The 21,768-nt window shown below is 48.4% G+C and carries 22 protein-coding genes; 3 read left to right on the top strand and 19 right to left on the bottom strand.

What is annotated here, in order from left to right:
- Positions 1-104 precede the first annotated feature (104 nt).
- Both ACZYR9_RS12625 and ACZYR9_RS12620 read right to left on the bottom strand, forming a co-directional pair.
- Positions 105-797 carry an LrgB family protein gene (locus ACZYR9_RS12625; protein ID WP_488978850.1) on the bottom strand — a complete coding sequence of 231 codons (693 nt, stop codon included), beginning with the start codon at positions 795-797 and terminating at the stop codon, positions 105-107.
- Positions 778-1,152, bottom strand: a complete 375-nt coding sequence (locus tag ACZYR9_RS12620; protein WP_488978849.1) for a CidA/LrgA family protein — start codon at positions 1,150-1,152, stop codon at positions 778-780. The genes ACZYR9_RS12625 and ACZYR9_RS12620 overlap by 20 nt, the downstream gene beginning before the upstream one ends.
- 139 nt (positions 1,153-1,291) lie before the next feature.
- Between ACZYR9_RS12620 and tlp the strand changes: the two genes are divergently transcribed.
- A complete protein-coding gene (gene tlp / locus ACZYR9_RS12615) occupies positions 1,292-1,519 on the top strand; it encodes a small acid-soluble spore protein Tlp (RefSeq protein ID WP_488978848.1) in 228 nt (75 codons plus the stop codon).
- A gap of 69 nt (positions 1,520-1,588) precedes the next feature.
- Here tlp and rnz read toward each other — a convergent pair whose 3' ends face one another.
- Both rnz and metH read right to left on the bottom strand, forming a co-directional pair.
- On the bottom strand, positions 1,589-2,527 hold the full coding sequence (gene rnz, locus ACZYR9_RS12610) for a ribonuclease Z (protein ID WP_488978847.1): 939 nt from the start codon (positions 2,525-2,527) through the stop codon (positions 1,589-1,591).
- 89 nt (positions 2,528-2,616) lie between these two features.
- A complete protein-coding gene (metH, locus tag ACZYR9_RS12605; RefSeq protein ID WP_488978846.1) occupies positions 2,617-6,051 on the bottom strand; it encodes a methionine synthase in 3,435 nt (1,144 codons plus the stop codon).
- Positions 6,052-6,341: 290 nt separating this feature from the next.
- Here metH and ACZYR9_RS12600 point away from each other — a divergent pair, with 290 nt between their 5' ends.
- Positions 6,342-6,884 carry a 1,2-dihydroxy-3-keto-5-methylthiopentene dioxygenase gene (locus ACZYR9_RS12600; protein ID WP_488978845.1) on the top strand — a complete coding sequence of 181 codons (543 nt, stop codon included), beginning with the start codon at positions 6,342-6,344 and terminating at the stop codon, positions 6,882-6,884.
- Positions 6,885-7,015: 131 nt separating this feature from the next.
- Here the strand turns inward: ACZYR9_RS12600 and ACZYR9_RS12595 are convergent, their stop codons facing one another.
- The 5 genes from ACZYR9_RS12595 to ACZYR9_RS12575 all read right to left on the bottom strand — a co-directional run bounded on the left by ACZYR9_RS12595 (position 7,016) and on the right by ACZYR9_RS12575 (position 10,030).
- Positions 7,016-7,807: an HAD family hydrolase gene (locus tag ACZYR9_RS12595; protein ID WP_488978844.1), complete on the bottom strand. Its 792-nt coding sequence runs from the start codon at positions 7,805-7,807 to the stop codon at positions 7,016-7,018.
- Positions 7,808-7,831: 24 nt separating this feature from the next.
- A complete protein-coding gene (locus ACZYR9_RS12590; protein WP_488978843.1) occupies positions 7,832-8,341 on the bottom strand; it encodes a hypothetical protein in 510 nt (169 codons plus the stop codon).
- A 25-nt stretch (positions 8,342-8,366) separates the two neighbouring features.
- A complete protein-coding gene (locus ACZYR9_RS12585) occupies positions 8,367-9,356 on the bottom strand; it encodes an aldo/keto reductase (protein WP_488978842.1) in 990 nt (329 codons plus the stop codon).
- A 16-nt stretch (positions 9,357-9,372) separates the two neighbouring features.
- The gene (locus tag ACZYR9_RS12580; RefSeq protein ID WP_488978841.1) at positions 9,373-9,567 is read right to left on the bottom strand and encodes a DUF896 domain-containing protein; all 195 of its coding nucleotides are present in this window, start codon (positions 9,565-9,567) and stop codon (positions 9,373-9,375) included.
- Positions 9,568-9,667: 100 nt separating this feature from the next.
- The gene (locus tag ACZYR9_RS12575) at positions 9,668-10,030 is read right to left on the bottom strand and encodes a LysM peptidoglycan-binding domain-containing protein (protein WP_488978840.1); all 363 of its coding nucleotides are present in this window, start codon (positions 10,028-10,030) and stop codon (positions 9,668-9,670) included.
- Positions 10,031-10,179: 149 nt separating this feature from the next.
- Between ACZYR9_RS12575 and lexA the strand changes: the two genes are divergently transcribed.
- Positions 10,180-10,800, top strand: a complete 621-nt coding sequence (gene lexA, locus ACZYR9_RS12570; protein ID WP_488978839.1) for a transcriptional repressor LexA — start codon at positions 10,180-10,182, stop codon at positions 10,798-10,800.
- Between the two features lie 202 nt (positions 10,801-11,002).
- Here lexA and glnA read toward each other — a convergent pair whose 3' ends face one another.
- The 10 genes from glnA to ACZYR9_RS12520 form a co-directional block, all read right to left on the bottom strand.
- Positions 11,003-12,340 (bottom strand): type I glutamate--ammonia ligase, encoded by a 1,338-nt coding sequence (gene glnA / locus ACZYR9_RS12565; protein ID WP_488978838.1) that lies wholly within the window; start codon positions 12,338-12,340, stop codon positions 11,003-11,005.
- 90 nt (positions 12,341-12,430) lie between these two features.
- On the bottom strand, positions 12,431-12,844 hold the full coding sequence (locus tag ACZYR9_RS12560) for a MerR family transcriptional regulator (protein WP_488978837.1): 414 nt from the start codon (positions 12,842-12,844) through the stop codon (positions 12,431-12,433).
- Positions 12,845-13,057: 213 nt separating this feature from the next.
- On the bottom strand, positions 13,058-14,308 hold the full coding sequence (locus ACZYR9_RS12555) for a methionine gamma-lyase family protein (protein WP_488978836.1): 1,251 nt from the start codon (positions 14,306-14,308) through the stop codon (positions 13,058-13,060).
- 2 nt (positions 14,309-14,310) lie between these two features.
- Positions 14,311-15,633, bottom strand: coding sequence for a GTPase HflX (gene hflX / locus ACZYR9_RS12550; protein WP_488978835.1), 1,323 nt, complete (start codon positions 15,631-15,633; stop codon positions 14,311-14,313).
- Positions 15,634-15,816: 183 nt separating this feature from the next.
- On the bottom strand, positions 15,817-16,794 hold the full coding sequence (locus ACZYR9_RS12545; protein WP_488978834.1) for an AAA family ATPase: 978 nt from the start codon (positions 16,792-16,794) through the stop codon (positions 15,817-15,819).
- A gap of 204 nt (positions 16,795-16,998) precedes the next feature.
- Entirely contained in the window at positions 16,999-18,126 is a 1,128-nt protein-coding gene (locus tag ACZYR9_RS12540) for a hypothetical protein (RefSeq protein ID WP_488978833.1), read from the bottom strand.
- Positions 18,127-18,180: 54 nt separating this feature from the next.
- Entirely contained in the window at positions 18,181-18,834 is a 654-nt protein-coding gene (locus tag ACZYR9_RS12535) for a hypothetical protein (RefSeq protein WP_488978832.1), read from the bottom strand.
- Between the two features lie 66 nt (positions 18,835-18,900).
- Positions 18,901-19,638 carry a DL-endopeptidase inhibitor IseA family protein gene (locus ACZYR9_RS12530; protein ID WP_488978831.1) on the bottom strand — a complete coding sequence of 246 codons (738 nt, stop codon included), beginning with the start codon at positions 19,636-19,638 and terminating at the stop codon, positions 18,901-18,903.
- A 109-nt stretch (positions 19,639-19,747) separates the two neighbouring features.
- Positions 19,748-20,404 carry a VC0807 family protein gene (locus ACZYR9_RS12525; protein WP_488978830.1) on the bottom strand — a complete coding sequence of 219 codons (657 nt, stop codon included), beginning with the start codon at positions 20,402-20,404 and terminating at the stop codon, positions 19,748-19,750.
- A gap of 16 nt (positions 20,405-20,420) precedes the next feature.
- Entirely contained in the window at positions 20,421-21,767 is a 1,347-nt protein-coding gene (locus tag ACZYR9_RS12520; RefSeq protein ID WP_488978829.1) for a carotenoid oxygenase family protein, read from the bottom strand.
- Between the last annotated feature and the right edge of the window lies 1 nt (position 21,768).

The following is a 21,768-nucleotide window of genomic DNA, read 5'->3' as shown; positions in this document are numbered from 1 at the left end:
GCCTCTTTTCAATCCATGTCATTGTCAGAATAGTTATCGATATAGATGATTTCCTTGAAAATCGCCAACTATTCCGTTCTTTACATCAAAATGAAGCAAAATGCTTACTTCATCCAAAGATATAGCGGGATGAAAAGCAGACTCGTGATGATCGCCGTTGCCCCCATGGCAAACCCGCTGATGCTTCCGGCCACCTCCGAATCCCGAATTAACCGCGCCGTTCCAATACCGTGGGCGGCTGTTCCGATCGCTGTGCCGAGCGAAATATCCTCTCTTACTCCGGCAAGACGAAGAAGAGCCGGTCCAAACAGGCTTCCTATGAGACCCGTGAGCACCGTCAGCACCGCTGTAAGTTCGGGAATCCCCCCTGCCTGTCGAGCAATTTCCAAAGCTACGGGCGAGGTCACCGATTTAGGCATCATCGTAATCATCAGCTCGCGGCTGCCTCCAAGACTCCAAACGAGTCCAGCCGATATCATCAACGCGCTCAGCGACCCGACGGTGATCCCTGTGATAATCGGGGCAAAGTTCCGGCCAATTCGATGAGCATTCTTATATAAAGGCACGCCGAGCGCAACCGTAGCCGGACCGAGCAGAAAAGTGATATAATCGCCACCCTTTTTATACGCTTCATAAGGGACTTGCATCAACAACAGCACAGCAATGATCATGATAGAAGAAATAAGCAGCGGATGCAGCCCACTCCACCTTTGCTGGCATTTTAACGCCACAGCGTAAGCGATCACCGTCAACGTAATGCCAAATAACGGCTCAATACTAAGCTCCTGAACGGTCATAACGACGTACTCCCTCTTTCACTTTCCTGCCGCTCATAAGCTTCACAGTCCAACCGGTGACCAGCAGCACCCCAATCGTGCTTATAAACAAACTAATCACAATGATCAGCGCTTGCTGCCCGATCAGGGAGAAGAACACGACCATTCCAGCTACAATCGGCGCAAATAATAAGAGCATATGCCGAATCAAGAACGCGCTCGCCTCTTCCACCCATGTCACCTTAACGATTTTCAGAAATAAGCTGAGTGTAAATAATATCAAGCCAATGACGTTTGCGGGCAACGGTACGCCAAGCCCTTCATGCAGTACCGTCCCGAGCATATAAAAAGCCAGTAAAATGGCAAATCCCATCATTATTATCGTACTCCTTCCCAAGATGACTGTATACCGGACTCGCCCGTCTATGCATAAATACCCCATTTAGGTGGCATCGTATAATTGGCGCATTCCCCATTGCGTATTAAGATGACTATAAAACAGGAGTTGAATGATCATGGCTAAGCCGGACAATCGTGCGGACAACGTAGAACATCTGCAAAATAACATTAATAATACCATCGAAAACATAGGAGAGGCAGAAGAGTACTTAGCAGCGCATACCGATGAAATCAGCTCGGAAGAAAAGCAGCAGATCGAAAGCAAAAATAACCGGCGCCGCGAAAGCTTGTCTGCATTCCGTTCCGAAATTAAAGATGAATCAGCCCATCAGAACGAGACGTAAAGCCGCATGAATACCTCCTCCCCTCATTCAAAAGGGTGGAGGCTTTTTATTTTACGGCTATTTATCCGGTCATCTCCGGGAAGCCGGGATTTCAAAACGAAAATGATCATGGGCCAAATACGTCTCCTGATGAACGGAACGAGCTTCCTCTGTTAATTGTTCAGCCAGCTCACCTTGATAACGCGAACTGATGTGCGTTAAAATTAACGTTCCCACTCCAGCCTCGCCGGCAGTACGCGCGGCGTCAAGCGCCGTCGAGTGATCGTATTTGACGGCCATCTCTTTTCTCTGCTCCGCAAATGTAGCTTCATGGACAAGCACATCCGCGGCCTCTGCAAGCATTACCGCATTCCCGCATGGCTGGGTATCGCCCAATATCGTCACCGTACGTCCAGGGATGGAAGGCCCGATAAACTCCTGTGCATGCAGCTCTTGGCCGTCAGGCAGGATGACATTTTCTCCGTTCTTGATTTTGCCGAACAGCGGGCCCGAAGCAAGACCAAGCTCCTTCAAACGAGCTGCATTCAGTTTTCCTTTTTGCGGTTTTTCCGTGATGCGGTAGCCGTAGCTGTCAATGCGGTGCACCAGAGGAGCGGCCGTGACGATCAACTGATCGTCTTCAAATACAACGAAGGGTTCCGAAGCTTCAAATTCAACGATTTCAAGCGGATATCCCAGGTGGGAATCGCTCACACGAAGCGCCGTTTCAATAAATTCCTTTATTCCCTTAGGGCCGTAAATCGTAAAGGAACTCTCTCCCCCTTGATAGGATCGGCTCGACATCAGCCCCGGAATGCCATAAATATGATCTCCGTGAAGATGTGTAATGAACAGCTTCTCCAGCTTGCTTATTTTGACCGGGGCTCTAAGCACTTGATGCTGGGTCCCTTCTCCGCAATCAAACATCCAATAGGCATTTCTCTCCGCCAGCAAATTCAGCATCACGGAGGTGACATTGCGTTCCTTGGAAGGCATTCCGGCGCCCGTCCCCAGAAAATAAAGTTCCACAATCCATCGACTCCCGTTTCGTTAAGTCCAATTAGTTAAAAGAGTGGAGCATGAACGCTCCACCCTGTATAGCATACCCCAAATCGGCTTTAGGCGTTAAAATATCTGGCGGCAGGATGTGCAAACACGATCGCGGAAACGGAAGCCTCCGGCTCCATCATGCTTCCTTCCGTCAGATGAACACCGATATCCTCAGGCTTCAGCAAAGCGAAAAGCTGCTGCTGATCATCCAGGTTCGGACATGCGGGGTAACCAAACGAAAACCGCTGACCACGGTATTTGGCTCCGAATCTTTCCTGCATGGTCATTTCCGTCGGATCCGGGAAGCCCCAAACGTCGCGCATCATTTGATGAACACGCTCGGCGAAGGCTTCCGCCGTCTCCAGAGCGGCCGCTTGAAGTGCGTGCGAGCGCAAATAATCGCCTTTTTCACGCCAGGCTGCCGCCAATTCGCCGATTCCATGGCCGGCTGTGACGACAAGGAATCCGACATAATCCATCTCGCCGCTTTCGACCGGCTTTAAATAATCAGCAAGACAGAGATAAGGCTCTTTTTCCTGCCGCGGGAAGCTAAACTTCTGAAGCACCTTGGTATGATCCTCCGGATCGTAAACCAGCACGTCGTTACCATCGGCCTGAGCCGGGAAAAATCTATACATTCCATGGGCTTTAATAATTCCTTCATGCTGTGCCTCGGATAAAATCTGGTCGACCGTTTCCTTTAACTGTATGGCCTTCGGATCCTTCTCCGCCAGCAATTGTTCTACTTTACCTTTCAGCCCCAGATGATGTCCAAGCAGCATCTGCATGTTGATATATGGCATTAAATGACTGATCGGATAATCCCGAAGTACATGGCGGTCCAAATCCGGCGGCAGCTGCACAGGCACAGTCCGGTCTACCGTCGATACCTTGACGCGTGTCAGTTCAGGCATCTGATCTTCCTTGCGCCCGGCTTCCTTCACATCTGACTCCATGCTTTCCCGGAGCTCGCGAATCATCTGCTGCCTTTGCTCCGGATCGCTAAGCTTATTCGCGAGATCCAAGCCGTCCATCGCATCTTTGGCATAAAGCACAAGACCGTCATACTCGGGAGCAATCCGTGTTCTTGTAAACTTCCGTGTTAATGCGGCTCCTCCCACAAGGATAGGGACGTCAATTCCTGCATTTTTCAAATCTTGCGCGGTAATGATCATTTGCTGTGCCGATTTGACCAGCAAGCCTGACAGACCGATTGCATCCGCCTTTTCCTTGCGGTACGCTTCAATCAGCTGTTCCGGCGGAACTTTAATCCCCAGATTAACGATTTTGTAGCCGTTATTGGACAAAATGATTTCGACCAGGTTTTTACCGATGTCATGCACATCACCCTTAACCGTTGCCAGTATGATTTTACCCTTAACGGCGCTATCCGCCTTTTCCATGAACTGTTCCAAATGCGAAACCGATGCCTTCATGACTTCGGCACTTTGCAGCACCTCGGCTACAATAAGCTCGTTGTTGTTGAAAAGACGGCCGACCTCCTCCATCCCTTTCATCAAAGGGCCGTTAATGATGTCAAGCGGAGGATATTTTTGCAGCGCCTCGTCCAAGTCGGGAATCAGGCCTTCCTTGGTGCCTTCAACAACATAAGAAGCCAGACGCTCCTCCAGGGTCAAGTTGGAGATTTTCTCTTTCTTCTCAACCTTCTTGGTGCGGAAATGCGCAACAAATTCGGCTAACGTTTCATCGTTCGTATCGTAGATGAGGCTTTCGGCCAATTTGCGCTCTTCTTCAGGAATAGAAGCATAGCGTTCCAGCTTCTCGGTATTGACGATCGCATAATCAAGCCCTGCTTTCGTACAATGGTACAAGAAGACGGCATTAAGCACTTCGCGTCCGGCTTCCGGGAGACCAAACGAGACGTTGCTGAGACCTAGGATCGTTTCCGTATCCGGCATCGCTTCCTTAATCAGTCTAATGCCTTCAATCGTTTCTTTTGCCGATCCGATATACTGCTGATCCCCCGTACCTACCGGGAAGACGAGCGGGTCAAAAATGATATCGTTCGGTTTCATTCCGTATTTGTTTACAAGCAAATCATAAGATCGCTGTGCGACCTCCAGCTTGTCTTTGGCTGTAATGGCTTGTCCGCGTTCGTCAATGGTACCTACGACTGCAGCTGCGCCGTATTTATGAATGAGCGGAACGACGTGCTCGAACTTCTCTTCGCCGTCCTCGAGGTTGATCGAGTTGATAATGGCCTTTCCTTGGGAATATTTAAGGCCCAGCTCAATGACGCGATAATCCGTAGAGTCAAGCATCAAGGGAACTTTTACTTTCTTAACGACAAGCTCCAGAAACTTCTGCATATCGGCCATTTCATCGCGATCCGGATCCTGCAAGCAGACGTCAACCACATGGGCTCCGCCCTTTACTTGAGCGCGGGCAATTTCCGATGCCTCCTCATACTTGCCTTCAGCAATCAGACGCTTAAATTTACGCGAGCCCAGAACGTTCGTTCTCTCTCCAACCATGTAAGGACGATTCGCATCTTCAATGAATACTGTTTCAATGCCGGATACAGCGGGCGGGTGAACACCTCTATGCTCCCGAGGCTTGTAGGCGTTGAGCGTTTCCGCCATGGCGCGGATATGATCAGGCGTTGTGCCGCAGCAGCCCCCGGCAATGTTAAGCCAGCCCTGCTCGGCAAAGCCTGCCATCTTCTTCGCCAATGTCTCAGGAGACTCGTGGTAATTTCCGTTCTCGTCCGGAAGTCCGGCATTCGGATAACAGCTGACTGCCGTACCCGATATTTCCGCCAACGTCCGGATATGATCCCGCATGAATTCCGGTCCCGTCGCGCAGTTCAAACCGACCGAAATCGGCTCCAAATGCTCGAGAGAAATATAAAACGATTCGATGTTTTGACCGGCAAGCGTCGTACCCATCGGCTCGATCGTACCGGAGATCATCAGAGGGAGTTTTTTGCCCAGCTGATCAAACGCCTTGCGAATACCTATGCTTCCGGCCTTCACATTCAGCGTATCTTGAGACGTCTCAAGAAGCAGCGCGTCTACGCCGGCTTCCATTAATGCCAGCGCTTGTTCATAATAGCTGTCGATCAATTCATCGAAGGTAACTCCGCCTGTGACGGAAAGCGTTTTGGTTGTCGGCCCCATGGCCCCCACCACATAACGCGGCCATTCCGGTGTGCTGTATTTATTCGCCGCTTCGATCGCCAGCTTGGCTGCGGCAAGATTGATTTCCCGAGCCCGATCCTGCAGATCATATTCCGCGAGCACGACGCTCGTGGCTCCGAAGGTATTGGTCTCAACCATATCCGCGCCTGCGGCAAAATAAGCTTCATGAATTTTACGGATGACATCCGGTCTGGTAAGAACCAGCATTTCGTTACAACCGTCCAGCTCTTCCCCGCCGAAGTCATCCGCGGTAAGATTTTCTTGCTGGATCATGGTACCCATGGCACCGTCTAATATCATAATTTTCTTTTGTAGTTGCTCTTGCAAGGATGACTTATTCATCGATGATCCCCTTTCAACCTGCCGCCATTCCTATCGTCTCGTTTCGGTAGGCGGACCTTACGCAGCATCTCTTTCGTCGCTGTCGAACAAACACGAAAGTTAGCAAATTGTTTATCCCTAAAGTGTACCAGAAACAGGCCGTGATGAAAAGAAACTTCAATCATTTTCACCAGCAGTTTGTTCTAGCCCATTGGAATCCCTCTCCAATAACACGTCGACATATGAGACGTCTTCCACTATAATGTAATTACAGATAGGAATCATTCTTTAAATGGAAAGAGGGAAAGACCATGGCAGAAATCAGAATTCGCAACACCAACGAACGAATCGCAGGCGAGCAAAACGTCAAAGCGTTTTTGGATAAACAAGAAGTGCTTTACGAACACTGGAACGCGGCGAAACTCCCGGCTGAGCTGCAAGAAAAATTTATACTTACGGACGACGAGAAGGCACAAATTTTATCCACCTTCGATTCCGAAATCCGCGACCTCGCAGGCCGCCGCGGATATCAAACATGGGACGTCATCGCCCTCTCCGATGCGACGCCAAACTTGGACGAGCTGCTTAAAAAATTCGAGCAGGTGCATACACATACGGAGGACGAAGTGCGCGCCATTACAGCCGGCAAAGGCATCTTCATTATTAAAGGAACTGACGATGTGGGCTATTTCGACGTTGAGCTCGAAGCAGGCGACGTGATTTCCGTGCCTGAGCATAAGCCTCACTTCTTCACCTTGATGGACAACCGCCAAATCGTTGCCGTTCGCCTCTTCATTGAAACGGAAGGCTGGATTGCTCATCCGTTCGAAGATCCAACGTTTCAAAAAGCTTAAAGCATAAATATAAAGAACCCCGCCTTTGAACTGCACCCCCCTTTGTTAGACACCATCTAACCAAAGGGCGTGCAGTTCATATGAGCGGGGTTCTGCTTTACCGATACTATTACGAAAATATAAAGACCAAACTATAATGAGTCAATGATCGATTGAATCTCACGCAAGCTTTTAATTTCATGTGAAGGTACAATCTCATCGGTACGCTGCAGATCGTGTCGGTTAATCCACATATTGCGCATGCCTACCGTATTGGATCCGAGAATGTCCGTAGTCAGCTTGTCACCGATCATCACACCCTCACCCGCTTGAATCCCCAACAAACCCATAGCGTGTTCAAAGATCGCGCCCGCCGGCTTCCCTTGACCGAAATCTCCGGAAATGACGATATGATTAAAATACGGCGCAAGCTCAGGAACTCCTGCCAGCTTTTCCTGCTGCAAATCAGGAGAACCGTTCGTCAAAAGGAGCAGCTGATACCGGTCCTTCAACTGATCCAGCACCTCGAACGTTTCCTCATAAACTATGGGACGGTTTCTCCGTTCTGAAGGAAACATCTCCCCAAGTTTATATCCGAGCTCCTTGTCTTCAATGCCCAGCGCTTTTAGTCCGCGTGTCCAGGACTCGGTACGGTATTGAGGTGCCAGCGCCTGAAGCTTGCGGAATTCTTCCTGCTTCCCTTGGGTAAAATGCGCCCAGAGTCCTTCAAAAGGGTTTATTCCGATCATTTTGGTAAACGGGAACGTCTCGTACGATTCATATAAAGCACGGGCTTCACGCCGCACGGCTTCTTCCAGCTGATCCGGATCCAGTGGATAATGTTTGGCCGCCTCGGCACAGGTTGCTTGAAATGCTTCTTTCACACTGCGGTCGTCCCACAGCAGCGTGTCATCCAAATCAAAAAGTACTGCCTTGATCCCCATAAATAACGTTCCTCTTTCCAAATATTAATCTTGTATTAATGTCACGTTGTATTTTTCAGCATACTCCTGAAGCTTTACTCTTGCGGAATCGATCGGAAACATATGATAGATCTTGGTGAATACCCATCGTTTTCCTTTCGCCTTAAAGTTGATGACAATCGCATCTTTATTCATCGTTATATCCTTGATTTGATCCGCTTCAAAAAAACGGTCGCCGCCAAACCTTCGGGAGGACAAAGTTTTCTTATCGATTTTCAAAAAGGGGCGTCGAATCCAATAAATCAGTAACGCCAGAAAAATATAGCTTGCTCCGGTAATCCAATACAGCTGCTCTTGCCCGGGTTGATTCCGAAACACGATAAAACAAAAAACACCGGTAGCCACAAGCAGCATCGGCAAAAACCAGCTCCGGCCTTTGAATGTGACCGAACCGTCGGCACTTACTCCCGATATTTCGCCTTTTCCGCTCTTCTTCCGCTGCACATTAGAAATTTTCGTATTTTTACGAACCATACGTTCCCACTTACGTGACATGATGAGTGCCCCTTATCTAAGTCATTTACACCTTGCGCCAAAACTTATCAATAAATCGGGTCGGATATTCGTACTCCAGAGCGCTTACATCTTCCAGGCGCTGCCATAAGAAATCGTCCAGCTTCCAATCCACAGCTCCCATGTTATCCTCGAATTGCTCCAAAGTCCGAGCGCCAAAAATAGGAGAAGTGATGCCCGGTTTATGAATCAACCAGTTCAATGCCACCTGTGCCGGTGTCTTGTCCGCCTCACGGGCAACCGCAATCAATTCATCTAGAATGCGGAAGTTTTTCTCGGTATTGCGAACCTCCCAACGGCTCTCTCCCGTTTTAGAAGCCAACCGCCCTTCTGTCGGTTCCTGTCCGTGAGCATATTTCCCTGTCAAGAAGCCGCCGCCCAAAGGAGCCCAAGGAATCACACCTACGTTTTCCTCCAAGCAAAGAGGCAGAACCTCGCGATCCATCGCACGACATACCAAACTGTATTGCGGTTGAATGGAAATAAAACGGGCATAACGATTAAAATCGCTGATGCTTAATGATTTCATCAATTGATAAGCCAAGAAATTGGAGCAGCCGATATACCTAACTTTGCCTGAGGTAACCAGATCATCCAACGTTCTCAATGTTTCTTCTATGGGTGTTATTTGATCCCAAACATGCGCTTGATACAAATCAATATAATCTGTTCCTAAACGACGAAGACTGGCTTCCACACCATCAAGAATATGCTTTCTGGATAAACCGACGTGGTTGACGTTATTGCTCGTAGGAAAACGCACCTTGGTCGCCAAAATAACATCGGAACGATGCTTCTTTATGGCTTTGCCCACGATTTCTTCTGAAGTACCGGAGACATACACATCCGCCGTATCAATAAAGTTACCTCCGCGATCCAAAAAACGATGAACCATTTCAATAGAATCTTGTTCATTTGTCGTATTTCCAAATGTCATGGTACCTAAACAAAGCTCAGAAACGGCAATCCCGCTTTTGCCTAAAACACGATACTTCATCTCTTACCCCCTACTCTTACTTCTTCTCTCGCTCATCAACAAACTTAATGTTTTCAAGATGGCCACGTAAGGAGGTTTTAAAAGAATCGATATACTTCCTTCTTAGTCCATTGCGCTCATCCAGTTCTGCCTCGGTCAGACCTTCTGATTTCGCTTTGCGGGCCAACTCGTTAATACGCTGTACGACTGCATCATGATCCGATTCGTTCATGCTGATCCTCCCGGTAATATCATTTCAAATTATACTTTGACATTACCGAATCTGATTGTCAAGAGAAGCATCCCCGGCAATACAGCACTCGTCCAATTTATTATGGAAGCAGCAGTTTTTGTCCTACTTGAAGATTGGAATTCTCGAGGTCGTTGATTCCTTTCATCTGGTGCACATATTCCCTTATATCCTGTCCTTGGTCTACATATTGGGAGGCAATGCTCCAAAGCGTGTCGCCAGATTCGACCTCTACATACGTCTGAACCTGAGGCTGCGAGGATGCCGCATGTACATCCTGGTCAAAGAAAAAACCGAACATAGTGGAGATAGCGATCACGGCACAAAATAAAAATGCACCAAAAACCAAAACACGGACATATGTTCCCTTATTATTATCATTATGTTTTCTAGGCATCACATGACGGGAATTAAAGTTATGTATAAGCTGAGTATTCTGAATCATCAACATAAACCCCCCAAACATTTGTTCTGTTCTTAATTTAACACGAACACTTGTTTGTGTCAACGTTTTTTTCTCGAACTTATGTTTGTACGAACTCCGGTTCTGTGGTATACTTCTAAGTAATGATTACCAAAATTGGAGTGATGATCGTGAGCAAAATTTCCAATCGGCAGCAGGCGATTTTAGAGTTTATCAAGAATGAAGTCAGAGAAAAAGGTTATCCGCCTTCCGTAAGAGAAATCGGAGAGGCCGTAGGATTGGCCTCCAGCTCCACCGTACACGGACATCTGGAACGATTGGAAAAGAAAGGCATGATCCGCAGAGACCCCACCAAACCGAGAGCCATAGAAATATTGGACGGAAGCTCATCGGACGGAGCATTCTCCGTATCGGTCGCCAGAGTACCGCTGATCGGACGCGTTACTGCCGGCGTACCCATTACAGCGACGGAAAACATTGAGGATTACTTCCCGCTTCCCAGCCATTATGTAAAAGATAATAATGTCTTTATGCTCAGTGTTATCGGAGAAAGTATGATCGAAGCCGGTATTCATAACGGAGATTATGTTATCGTTCGTCAGCAGCAAACGGCCAATAACGGGGATATTGTCGTCGCCATGACCGAAGACGATGAAGCGACAGTTAAAACTTTTTACAAAGAAAAGGATCATATTCGTTTGCAGCCTGAGAACCCGACCATGGATCCGTTGAGACTTAAAACCGTCAGCATCTTGGGCAAAGTCATCGGTGTATTCCGAAATATTCAATAATTCCTTCCCTTTCGCCGCCGCCCATGCCGGCCGGAAGGGATTTTTTATATCCGTGCCTCCATGAGAAAAGCTCTAACGAGTCCATTCAAGAATGAGCGACCTCGATTCAAAGGCATGTTTTCTTGCGATAAAGAAAACCGCCCGCTGCCGGAAAGCTTCCGGACAGCGGGCGGTATCATCGTCAAGCTATGAATATCTACTCTTAATACAGCGTCAAATATTGATCCCGTTCCCATTGATGAACCTGAGTACGGTAAATGTCCCACTCGATTTCTTTGAGCTCGATGAAGTGTGCGAGGGCATGATCGCCGAGCGCATCGCAAATGACATCGTTGCGCAGCAGCTCGTCCAGCGCCTGCTTCAGGTCAAGCGGAAGGCTTGGAATGCCCTGCTCTTCCCGCTCCTCTTCCGTCATGACATAAATGTTGCGGTCCGTAGGCGGAGGCAGCTGCATTTTGTGCTTAATGCCGTCCAGACCGGCCTTTAACATGACAGCCAGGGCCAGATAAGGATTCGCTGCCGGATCCGGATTCCGCACTTCAACGCGCGTGCTGATGCCGCGGGAAGCAGGAATACGAATCATCGGGCTGCGGTTGCTTGCAGACCAAGCCACATAACAAGGCGCCTCGTATCCAGGCACAAGCCGTTTGTAAGAATTAACCGTCGGATTAGTAATTGCGGCGAATGCGCGGGCATGCCGCAGAATGCCGGCCATGTATTGTCTCGCTGTCTCGCTTAAGCCCAGCTTGTCGCTTTCGTCATAGAACGCATTCTCTTTGCCGTTGAACAAGGATTGGTGACAGTGCATACCGGACCCGTTGACACCGAACAAAGGCTTCGGCATGAACGAGGCATGCAGACCATGCTGTCTTGCGATCGTTTTGACGACCAGCTTGAAGGTCTGAATTTGGTCTGCGGCTTTAATCGCATCCGCATATTTAAAATCAATTTCATGCTGACCTGGAGCCACCTCGTGGTGGGAGGCTTCGATCTCGAAACCCATTTCTTCCAGTGTAAGGACAATTTCACGACGGCAATTCTCGCCAAGGTCGGTTGGGGCCAGGTCGAAGTAGCCGCCCTGGTCGTTTAATTCCGTAGTCGGATTTCCCTTCTCGTCGGTTTTGAACAAGAAAAACTCCGGCTCCGGTCCGACGTTCATAGCGGTAAAGCCCATTTCCTCGGCTTCCTTCAATACGGATTTCAGAATGCCGCGCGGGTCTCCTGGGAATGGACGGCCATCCGGCAAATAAATGTCGCAAATTAAGCGGGCTACGCGATCTTCCGTTACCCAAGGGAATACGACCCAAGTACTCAGATCGGGGTATAAGTACATATCGGATTCTTCAATGCGCACATAACCTTCGATCGAAGATCCGTCGAACATCATTTTGTTATCGAGAGCTTTCTCCAGCTGACTTACTGGAATCTCCACGTTTTTGATCGTTCCCAGCAAATCGGTAAATTGAAGACGAATGAATCTAACGTTCTCTTCCTTGGCGATACGCAGAATATCTTCTTTAGTGAAATTCTTATCTGTCACTGTGAAATCTCCTCCTTATACTTTGTAGCAAAGGTAACGGAGCCTGTCCGGCACGCTTGAAAACGGTACCGGGACTACTCCGGACAAACCCTACTTTCTGAAAAACCGGGATAGTTCGCCTTGAATCAAAGACACTTGATTAGGACGTCTTCCTCCGCCCAAGAGCTGCTGTTTCAGCATCCGATGAAGCTGTGTGTCGCTAAGCTCTCTGCGTTTGACCTCCGTCTGTTCATTGAGAATGGTAGCATCCTCGGAATCCTTGTCTACAGGCAGCAGAACCTGTTTGATCCCTGCGATGTTAACTCCCTTCTCGATCAAATCCTTGATCTCAAGGAGCCGTTCTACATCATTAAAAGAGTATAACCTTTGATTGCCTCCGGTCCGGGCCGGGATGACGAGCTCATGCTGCTCGTAGTACCGGATTTGTCTGGCGGTCAAATCGGTCAGCTTCATTACGATGCCGATCGGAAACAACGCCATATTTCTGCGGATATCATCAGTCATGACCATCACTCCTAAGCTACTCTGGAACCTTACCTCTATTGTAACCTTACCGAAAAACATATGTCAAGTCATGTTAGGTTTATGCCATATGTTATTTTTGATTACAGTGGTTATTCCACTATGGGAGGTCAAGTCTTTTTCTTATGCGGCAAGCTGCGTAACTGTCCACGCATAACGCGAATAATACGAAGCTAAGCTTCCGGCCTACAAAATTTAAACGAGCAGACCCCGATCCATCATGTTTTGAATGGCCGTCAAAACCCCCATTTTACAATGAGAGTAGGTTAAGCCTCCCTGCATATAAGCGATATAAGGCTCTCGGATCGGAGCGTCTGCAGAAAGCTCAAGGCTGCCGCCCTGAATGAAGGTCCCTGCAGCCATAATGACCGGATGCTCATAACCGGGCATATCCCATGGCTCGGGAACGACGTGAGCGTCAACCGCGGCCGCTTGCTGAATCCCCTGAACAAAAGCGATCAAATGCTCGGCGCCCGTAAATTGAATCGCTTGAATAAGATCGGTGCGGGGAGCATTCCAGTGCGGGCTTGTTGTAAATCCAAGCTGCTCAAACACCGCGGCGGCAAACACCGAGCCTTTTACGGCTTGTCCAACGAGATGAGGCGCGAGAAACAAGCCTTGATAGATGGATCTTGTCGTACCAAGCATGGCCCCAACTTCGCCGCCGATTCCCGGTGCAGTTAATCGATATGATGCCAGCTCCACATACTTGGCTTTGCCTGCGATGTATCCTCCGGTCGCCGCCAAGCCTCCTCCCGGGTTTTTGATCAACGATCCGGCCATCAAATCGACTCCTACCTCGGTCGGCTCAAGCAGTTCAGTAAACTCCCCATAGCAGTTATCCACAAATACGATAAGTTCAGGACGGATTTCTTTGACAAAACGAACCATCTCGCCAATCTGTGAAACTGTAAAAGACGGCCGCCATGCATAACCGCGCGACCTCTGAATTCCAATCACTTTGGTGCCCGGGTTGATCCGCCGGGCAATTTCCTCATAATCGGGTAAGCCTTCCTCGAGCAGCTCCACCTCGCCATATGTAATTCCCCAATCCTGCAATGACCCTTTTCCGTCCCCAGGCTTCCCAATGACCTTATGCAGCGTATCATAGGGTTTTCCGGTGATCATTAGAAGCTCGTCGCCCGGCCGGAGCACGCCGAACAATGCCGTGCCGATCGTATGGGTACCCGATACGAAATGAGGGCGCACCAAAGCCGCTTCCGCCCCGAATACATCAGCATAGACCAAATCCAGGACCTCACGGCCCCGGTCATTATAACCATATCCCGTAGAAGCGGCAAAATGATAGTCGCTAACTTTGTGTTTTTGAAATGCGCGGATGACCTTCCATTGATTCCGGTCGATCACGCGGTCTATATCTTTGAGCTTCTCTCCGATTTTCTCCTCAGCTTGTTCCATCAAACCGAGCACCCTGTCCGTAAACATACTTAAACGTCTCTCCCTTGTTCTCCCTCAGCCGGTCGGACTGCATCATAGGCAGCCAGCATATAACCGATTTTGTCAAATTCCTTGTTGTTTATCCTTACCTTAAACAGCATATCACTGCCGTCAACCTCATTCTCAAGCACCTCGCCGATACGGTAAACCAGCGAGATCACATCCCCTTTGTCTGCCGGAATCCGGAAGGAACGGCTGCCGCCCGTCATCCGGGCTTCAAGCAGCTCCTTGAGACGTTGTAAATCCCCATCCCGATAAGCTGAAATTCTGAGGAACTCCCCTTCGGTGGTCAGCATATCCTTTTGCTCCGGCGGGCATGCATCGATCTTATTGAAAACCGTTACCCGATCCTTCCCATGGGCGCCCAGCTCCTCAAGCACCTGGTCGACTACCTGCATCTGTGTAACCATCATCTTGGAAGAGCTGTCCACAACATGCAAAATCAAATCCGCTTCGCATGCTTCTTCCAATGTCGCCCGAAAAGCAGCGACCAGATCGTGCGGCAGGTTTTGAATGAAGCCTACCGTATCCGTAACGACGATCTCCAATCCGTTTGGGAGCTTAAGCGAACGCGAGGTCGGGTCAAGCGTAGCGAACAGTTGGTTTTCCACATACACATCGGCGTTTGTAAGCTGCCTCAATATGGTCGATTTCCCCGCGTTAGTATAGCCTACCAGTGCAACTTGATACACCCCGGATTTCCTTCGTCTTTCCCGATGCAGACTGCGGTGCCGGACGACCTCCTGCAGCTGCCGCTTCAGCTCGCTGATCCGGTTGCGGATATGACGACGATCGGTCTCGAGCTTCGTTTCCCCGGGGCCGCGCGTACCGATCCCTCCGCCAAGCCGGGACAGATTTTTGCCTTGTCCGTACAGCCGCGGCAGCAGATAGGTAAGCTGGGCCAGCTCCACCTGGATAATTCCTTCCCGCGTTTTGGCACGCTGTGCGAAAATATCCAGAATAAGCTGAGTGCGGTCAATGATTTTGACATCGAGAAATTGCTCCAGATTCCTCACCTGGGCACCCGAAAGCTCCTGATCGAAAATGGCGGTATTCGCCCCGGTATCCTCGATCATGGCTTTGAGCTCCTCTGCCTTCCCTTTGCCGATAAACCATTTGGAATCGGCATATTCCTTATTTTGCGTAAGCGTACCGAGCACATGGACCTTTGCCGTCTCCGCCAAACTGGCGAGCTCGGAAAGAGAAAATTCCGGATCATAAGCTTCCCGCTTTTTTTGCTCAGCTGTAATGAGACTGACCAGGATCGCATTTTCCTGTGCGTTTGGCATCACTTCGTGCGATGTTTTTTTCATATATGCGTATCTTTCTCCTTATTGTGATCTCCACTGTCTCCACTTGAAAAGGAAACAGGAAAAGGAACGTTTACGTTCATTGTAAACGTCCCTACACCGAATTACAATTCAATGATTGGTTTATTGCTATTCTTCCCAATCCGAGCCTTGTTCCACAACCCTCATGTGATCGCTAATCTATGGTTATAAACCCATTGGTTTTTTCCGAAACGGATTCGTCACCTGGTCATCACAAATGATAAAATCCTGAGGAAGCAAATTCATTAATTCTTGTTTGTTCGGCTTTTGAGACTTGCTTAACAAACGAACTGCCTGATACCGGATGGCTTTTTCAATCAGATTCCTGACATATCGCGCGTTACTGAAATGCAGCTCCGTCAGCTTTTGTATATACAGGTGCTCTTTTAATTTTTTCAGCGTCTCAGGCATAAGCACATATTCTCGTTCGGAAGCCATTTTTTCCGATATTTTGATCAACTGGTCCACTTGATAATCAGGAAAATCGACTTGAATGGGAAACCGCGACGGCAGTCCGGGGTTGGTCTGCAGAAAGTTATCGATCTCGTCCGGATACCCGGCGAGAATCAAGATGAAGTCGTTCTTGTGATCTTCCATCGCCTTGACGAGGCAGTCAATGCTTTCCTTGCCGAAATCCTTCTCTCCGCCCCGAGCCAAGCTATAGGCCTCATCAATAAAAAGAATGCCTCCAAGCGCCTTTTTGACCATTTCACGGGTTTTTAGCGCCGTATGGCCTATATACTCTCCAACCAGGTCCGCACGCTCCACCTCGATCAGATGACCTTTGGACAAAACGCCCATCGATTTAAAAAGCTTGGCAACGATTCGCGCTACTGTGGTTTTGCCCGTTCCGGGATTGCCTTTAAAAATCATGTGATAGACATGGGATCCCGCATGCAAGCCTGCTTCCGTCCGAAATTGCTTGATTTGCAGCACAGCATATATTTGAAAAATCAGTTCCTTAACATCCTCAAGACCAATCATGCCGTCAAGCTCTTTAAATATGTCCGAAAACGTTTCTAGATGCGCGGGAATCGCTTTACCGTTGATATCCATCATCTGCGCTGCAGGCGGTTCATGGTTGTTAAAGACAACATTGATTTGACGATCCCTTTTCGTTATTTTACGCGTGTCCTCCTCCATCGCTCTCACCTCTTCACCCATTTTATGCATCACACCGCAATGATCATGTTTTAAACTTTCGGGGCTTGTATAGAGGCTTTATGATTATGAGAAGAATGCATTGGGAAGCTTTCAAGGAATGAAGAAGGAAGGCATTCTCTTAGCAGCGTGAGCTGATGATTGATGAGGCGGTCTTAGAAGACCGCCATTCGGCGCTGCGTCGACTCAGTTGGAGATGATGGGGAAAAGTTCGAAATCATACCAGGTTTGACTGTAGCCCTTTGTTACATTGGTTATCCTATTCAGCTTACGGTCCAGCATATAAATGTCTCCGTTCAGATCGGAGTAAGCTCTGCCGTTCAAATCGCTCCATTTGTCGGCCCTGCCGTCCGTTCCAATGCGGAATATCCCGTGAGCCTCATTTTGCTCATCCGGTAAAAGCCGGTTAAATGCCCTGATTACCAAGCTCCCATCCTTCTCTGCCCTGACCACCTGAATATCGTGAACCTTCAATAGATCGTTAATGAACACGGCATTACCCTTGGTATCGGTCAACGTCAGCTCGCCTCTGAGCTCTGCGTTTCTGACGGAAACCTCTTCCGATACGGAGCGGATCCGCCAAGACGAACCATCCTTATTTTTCAATTCCGTTCCCGGCATACCTTGCTCTTTTTCGCTGAGCTTTTGATAAAGCTCCTGTTCTTCTGCCTGTGTTAGTTTCACCGGGGTACCCGTTAAAGCTTTGTTCACTTTTAACATAGGGGAAGCGGAAAGATATAAGAAGTCCGCTTCGTCAAAAACAATGTCTTGAATGATTTTTTGCTGCTGCGTTATGATGCCGAAGCCATCAACATTACTCCAGCTTGTGATCATATGAAATTCATCATGCGCAAACCGCCAAGTCATCGGGAAATAGGTGATGTTACGGAAGTTAAGTACAGGATACGGCTCTTTAGCGTTGTCAATAAATTTGCCGTTGATCTTTATAGGGTATGACGGTAAATCAGCTGAATATGTCATGTTCGTATTGTTATTTTCATATCGTTCTTGTCTTAGCTCATTAAGCGTCGTTCCTTGATTTTGGATGTCCAGTCCATGTTCATAACCCCAACGAATGGAAAGACCCAATCCTCTTGCGTAATCCCATGTCATGGGAAAATAAGTGATGTCTTTATAGATCAACAGCGGATATGGAGCGTGGTTGTTATCCACTTGCGTGCCGTTAACCGTCACCGGGAATGAAGGCACGCGAACCTGAACGCTGTCGCTTGCCGCCATTGCATTCGGGCATACCGAGCCTACTGACAAAGCGAGCAGTGCAGCACAAGTCATCAACCTTTTTTTGTTCATCATAGCATCGTTTCCAATCCCTCAGATTTGAGCTACCAGTGTCACTGATCATTGGCATTACTCTACTACTACCTTTAAAGCCGATGTCTGTCCGGGATAGGACAAATTCATATATCCCTCTGACCAAGCCTTGACCGTTCGACCTACAAGCTCTTTATCAAAGCCACTCGACATTTGCATTCCATTGACAATTAGAACACCATCCGAACTTAAACGGACCCAGGTAGCTTGTGGTTTATTGGACTCTCCGATGTTCTTGTCCTCGTTTACAATCAATATCTGTCTCTGCTCCTGATCCCATTCCGTAATTGTACCGACTATGTCCGCCTCTGCGGTGCAGCAGGTTCGCACGGATAATTCGAGTGGGAATTTCCCTTCGGCGAGCTCATAAAGAGACCGCTTAAATGCATCCAGTTCGTCATTCGTAAGGATATGCTCAACATCGGGGGAGCTGCGAATCTCCATCGTGATGTGATTCAGCCCTGTTCCCGTGCCCTGTATCCGAATAGAGTGATTCCCCTCCAGTTCCTCCCACTTTTCAATGATCCTTTGCTGTATCTCTTGAAGTGGAATCTCCGTCATCTGCGTGTCCTCAGCATGCTTTTGGGGGATGGCCTCAAATGTAGTTTTTGGAACAACAGTAGTCTGTTGGGAACCATGAGACACAACCAAAAAACTGCCCAGCAACATGAAAGTGAACAGCTTCACCATAAGACTCTCCTCCCCTGATTAACATAAGCGGATAAAAAATCAGCACGAGTACCGGACATCGCTCCTTTAACGAATCGCATCCACCGGCTCATGGATACGCCAGCCCTTGCCGTCAACATAAAGCATTTTGATTACTTTTTCTTCAAACTCCTCAAAAAGCGGTACTTGGAAACGGAACGTTTTCGTTCCTTTCCCCTCTTCGATTAATGCTGCCTTGGCATCCGCCCAGCCCATCATACTTCCGCCGTCAGCCTCAGGCTGGGCCAATTTCCCTTCAATTTCCACAATGGAGCCGTTCGCAGTCTGCTTTTTCCAAAAGGCCTCTGCATGTTCAGGAGTATAAATCTCCTCGATATAGGAAATGAATTTTTCTTTCGTATCTAAATCGCTGCCCATCCAGCGGTATGGATGCTCTCTGCCCGGAACGGAAAAGGACCCGGGGAGGTGCTCGCCGTCGCCGCCTCTGGAGATGACCCAGTAATGATTTTGTGCGTCTGCCGCAAGCCCAACCGCATCCTGAATGGTGATCTCCTCGTTTTTTCTCTGAAGCTTACGATAAGCTTCATTCTCAACAATAACCGTTTGGTTGGCTTCATCCCAAATGACTCTGGCTCCCAATGCTTCCGATAAGGCCCTCGCCGGAACTAGAGTGCTCCCATCGATAATCTGGGCAGGAACCTCGGAAAGAATTTCATTGCCGTTAACCATCAGCTTCACAACCTTTGGCGCGGCAAACGATATTCCCGAAAACAGTACCGAACCCAAAACAACCCCGCTTACAAAAGATTTCCCGTTTATTTTCATATCCATAGCACTCCTTCTATTGGACAAAATCATAGATCTGCTTAATTGACGTTTAGGGGTTCCCTTTTGTTACAAAGTTTGGAAGAAATATTTGAATTTTTGTTGTAAATTACCGAGGCTGCGGTTCTGGGGTGAATGAGTTTTTGATTTCCTGAAGACGTTTGCGCGATGATTTTCTGTATAAATAAGTACACAAAACAGCGATACTTATGATTCCATACATCACGATCGGAGAGGTAGCCAGATATACAGTAACCGATAAGGTGTAAACCATGATGATTTTGATAACGGCTTCGCCCAGCAGCGCGATACCCCATCCTGCCGTCATCACACGCATCACCTTGCGTACATAAGGCAATTTCCAATTCTCTGCAAAATCAGCCTGCTGAGCCTGATGTTTCCCAACGGTAAATCGTAAGGCAAAATGGTAAATAAGCGGCTTGGAAGCCATTAATGAGCCCAGAAACAGCAGCCCCATAATCCCCGTTACGAATGATTCACGAAGCAAAATCAGCTTCTGGTCGCCGCCCAGCAGAACAGCTGCAATACTGAGTATAAAGCCGGTGGCCATAAAAGCGGAGAAGACATCCGTTTTTTTGTGTTTAAACAGATGAACCAGGGTATCGAACAATGGAATCAATGTAGCGATGGACAGTGCCGCTACTTCGGACATATGATTCTCCAGGACCTTGTAAACCAATAACGGCAGCCCGCCATTGATGAATAAAGAAATGAATATCCCTTGCATCACTTTTTTCCGGTTCATCGATGACTACCCTCTCTCAATTTGTATATAAACCATGAAAACCAAAAGGAATGTGGTGAGGAACCTCCGCGCGTCCCACTTCCTCCAAGCTGAGGGCATCACATACTAACAAGCAGGACCTTCCTTTCAAACCGTCTAAAACCACGGACAGCAAGAGGCCCTCATCCTCCGCTGTTGATCCGGGAGAAGGAACAAACACCGGTTCGCCCGGATAATGGCCTTCTTGATGCCAAATCCGGGACTGGCCTGTATGCGTATCGATTTTGATCAGTTGGTTGCTTACGTTTTCGCGACGATGCCGGCTTGTGCTGATTCCATAGGCATATCGGTATTCCCGGCCGTTAAAGCGGTGATAAGAAATGGCCGGAAGCTCTATCGTTTCGGGAGACAACACCTCGACTCGCGCACTCGATTTACCTGGCAGCAACGTGAGTCGTTTGAACTTGGGATGGGACTGGGCGGATTCTTCACCCATCATTTGATCGATAAACATATTGTTCACTGCAGCGGCGTTCTCCGACATACAAACATCCACAATAATATCGGAGCCTTTCTCATAGGCATTAATCACGTGGTAGCCAAAACCCGCTTCGCCTTCCACTATTCTTTCGACTCTGCCTGTGGCTTTGTTCATGACCAGCAAACGGGTGCCCCGCTCCGCCCTCCAGTCCAAACTATCGACAAACGAAGCACCTCCGGCCATTAATAATAAAGGCTGAATCATTAATGGAAATTCGATTAGAACAATATAATGCTCAGTAACGGCAAAGCTGTGCATATAGGCAGGCTCTTTGGTTTCTATGGTTCCGATGAGATGCCGCTTGGTTGTTTTGGAATCCATGGAATATACATGGTATTGATGCTTTTGCCCGAATTCAAGAGTAAAATTAATGATCTGTCCGGAGAACAAATCCATATGAGGATGGGCTGTCGTCATATGAGCCCGAATATCATCTTCAAAAGAATAAAGACCTATCGTTGCAAGATCCACAGGGTCAAATTCGACGACTCCCGGCGATTCCGTTAACGCAAGAAAATGATGACCCGCTTTCAATATACTTACGTTCGTGTTATTCCCGCCGGAGGCCCCCCCTGAACCAAACCCATTACTGTAACTTCCATTCATTACGCGCCGATAAGCTTCCGTATGAAGAAAACGGTTGGCATAAGAGACGGCTCCTTGCCGAAAAGAAAACTTGTGAATCATGGCCAAACCGTCGAACCAATGCCCTCCCTGAAAATAAGCCGGTCCATTGCGGTACAGCGCTCCGGAAAGCCACTCCGGAATCCTGCCCCGGATGGGCAGCGAATCAAGATTGACCTCTTGCTCTAGTGTGGTTAAGCCCATTTGAAAGGTTTTCATA

The sequence above is a fragment of the Paenibacillus sp. F024 genome (assembly GCF_057814255.1).
Note: the sequence above shows the minus strand (reverse complement) of the source record. Positions and strands in the feature narration are given on the sequence as shown.

What these genes read in the sequence shown, in the direction of transcription:
- ACZYR9_RS12625 (WP_488978850.1), bottom strand. Translation starts at nt 797, where the DNA reads ATGACCGTTCAGGAGCTTAGTATTGAGCCGTTATTTGGCATTACGTTG.
- ACZYR9_RS12620 (WP_488978849.1), bottom strand. Translation starts at nt 1,152, where the DNA reads ATGATGGGATTTGCCATTTTACTGGCTTTTTATATGCTCGGGACGGTA.
- tlp (WP_488978848.1), top strand. Translation starts at nt 1,292, where the DNA reads ATGGCTAAGCCGGACAATCGTGCGGACAACGTAGAACATCTGCAAAAT.
- metH (WP_488978846.1), bottom strand. Translation starts at nt 6,051, where the DNA reads ATGAATAAGTCATCCTTGCAAGAGCAACTACAAAAGAAAATTATGATA.
- ACZYR9_RS12600 (WP_488978845.1), top strand. Translation starts at nt 6,342, where the DNA reads ATGGCAGAAATCAGAATTCGCAACACCAACGAACGAATCGCAGGCGAG.
- ACZYR9_RS12595 (WP_488978844.1), bottom strand. Translation starts at nt 7,807, where the DNA reads ATGGGGATCAAGGCAGTACTTTTTGATTTGGATGACACGCTGCTGTGG.
- ACZYR9_RS12590 (WP_488978843.1), bottom strand. Translation starts at nt 8,341, where the DNA reads ATGTCACGTAAGTGGGAACGTATGGTTCGTAAAAATACGAAAATTTCT.
- ACZYR9_RS12585 (WP_488978842.1), bottom strand. Translation starts at nt 9,356, where the DNA reads ATGAAGTATCGTGTTTTAGGCAAAAGCGGGATTGCCGTTTCTGAGCTT.
- ACZYR9_RS12580 (WP_488978841.1), bottom strand. Translation starts at nt 9,567, where the DNA reads ATGAACGAATCGGATCATGATGCAGTCGTACAGCGTATTAACGAGTTG.
- ACZYR9_RS12575 (WP_488978840.1), bottom strand. Translation starts at nt 10,030, where the DNA reads ATGATTCAGAATACTCAGCTTATACATAACTTTAATTCCCGTCATGTG.
- ACZYR9_RS12560 (WP_488978837.1), bottom strand. Translation starts at nt 12,844, where the DNA reads ATGACTGATGATATCCGCAGAAATATGGCGTTGTTTCCGATCGGCATC.
- ACZYR9_RS12555 (WP_488978836.1), bottom strand. Translation starts at nt 14,308, where the DNA reads ATGTTTACGGACAGGGTGCTCGGTTTGATGGAACAAGCTGAGGAGAAA.
- hflX (WP_488978835.1), bottom strand. Translation starts at nt 15,633, where the DNA reads ATGAAAAAAACATCGCACGAAGTGATGCCAAACGCACAGGAAAATGCG.
- ACZYR9_RS12545 (WP_488978834.1), bottom strand. Translation starts at nt 16,794, where the DNA reads ATGGAGGAGGACACGCGTAAAATAACGAAAAGGGATCGTCAAATCAAT.
- ACZYR9_RS12540 (WP_488978833.1), bottom strand. Translation starts at nt 18,126, where the DNA reads ATGATGAACAAAAAAAGGTTGATGACTTGTGCTGCACTGCTCGCTTTG.
- ACZYR9_RS12535 (WP_488978832.1), bottom strand. Translation starts at nt 18,834, where the DNA reads ATGGTGAAGCTGTTCACTTTCATGTTGCTGGGCAGTTTTTTGGTTGTG.
- ACZYR9_RS12530 (WP_488978831.1), bottom strand. Translation starts at nt 19,638, where the DNA reads ATGAAAATAAACGGGAAATCTTTTGTAAGCGGGGTTGTTTTGGGTTCG.
- ACZYR9_RS12525 (WP_488978830.1), bottom strand. Translation starts at nt 20,404, where the DNA reads ATGAACCGGAAAAAAGTGATGCAAGGGATATTCATTTCTTTATTCATC.
- ACZYR9_RS12520 (WP_488978829.1), bottom strand. Translation starts at nt 21,767, where the DNA reads ATGAAAACCTTTCAAATGGGCTTAACCACACTAGAGCAAGAGGTCAAT.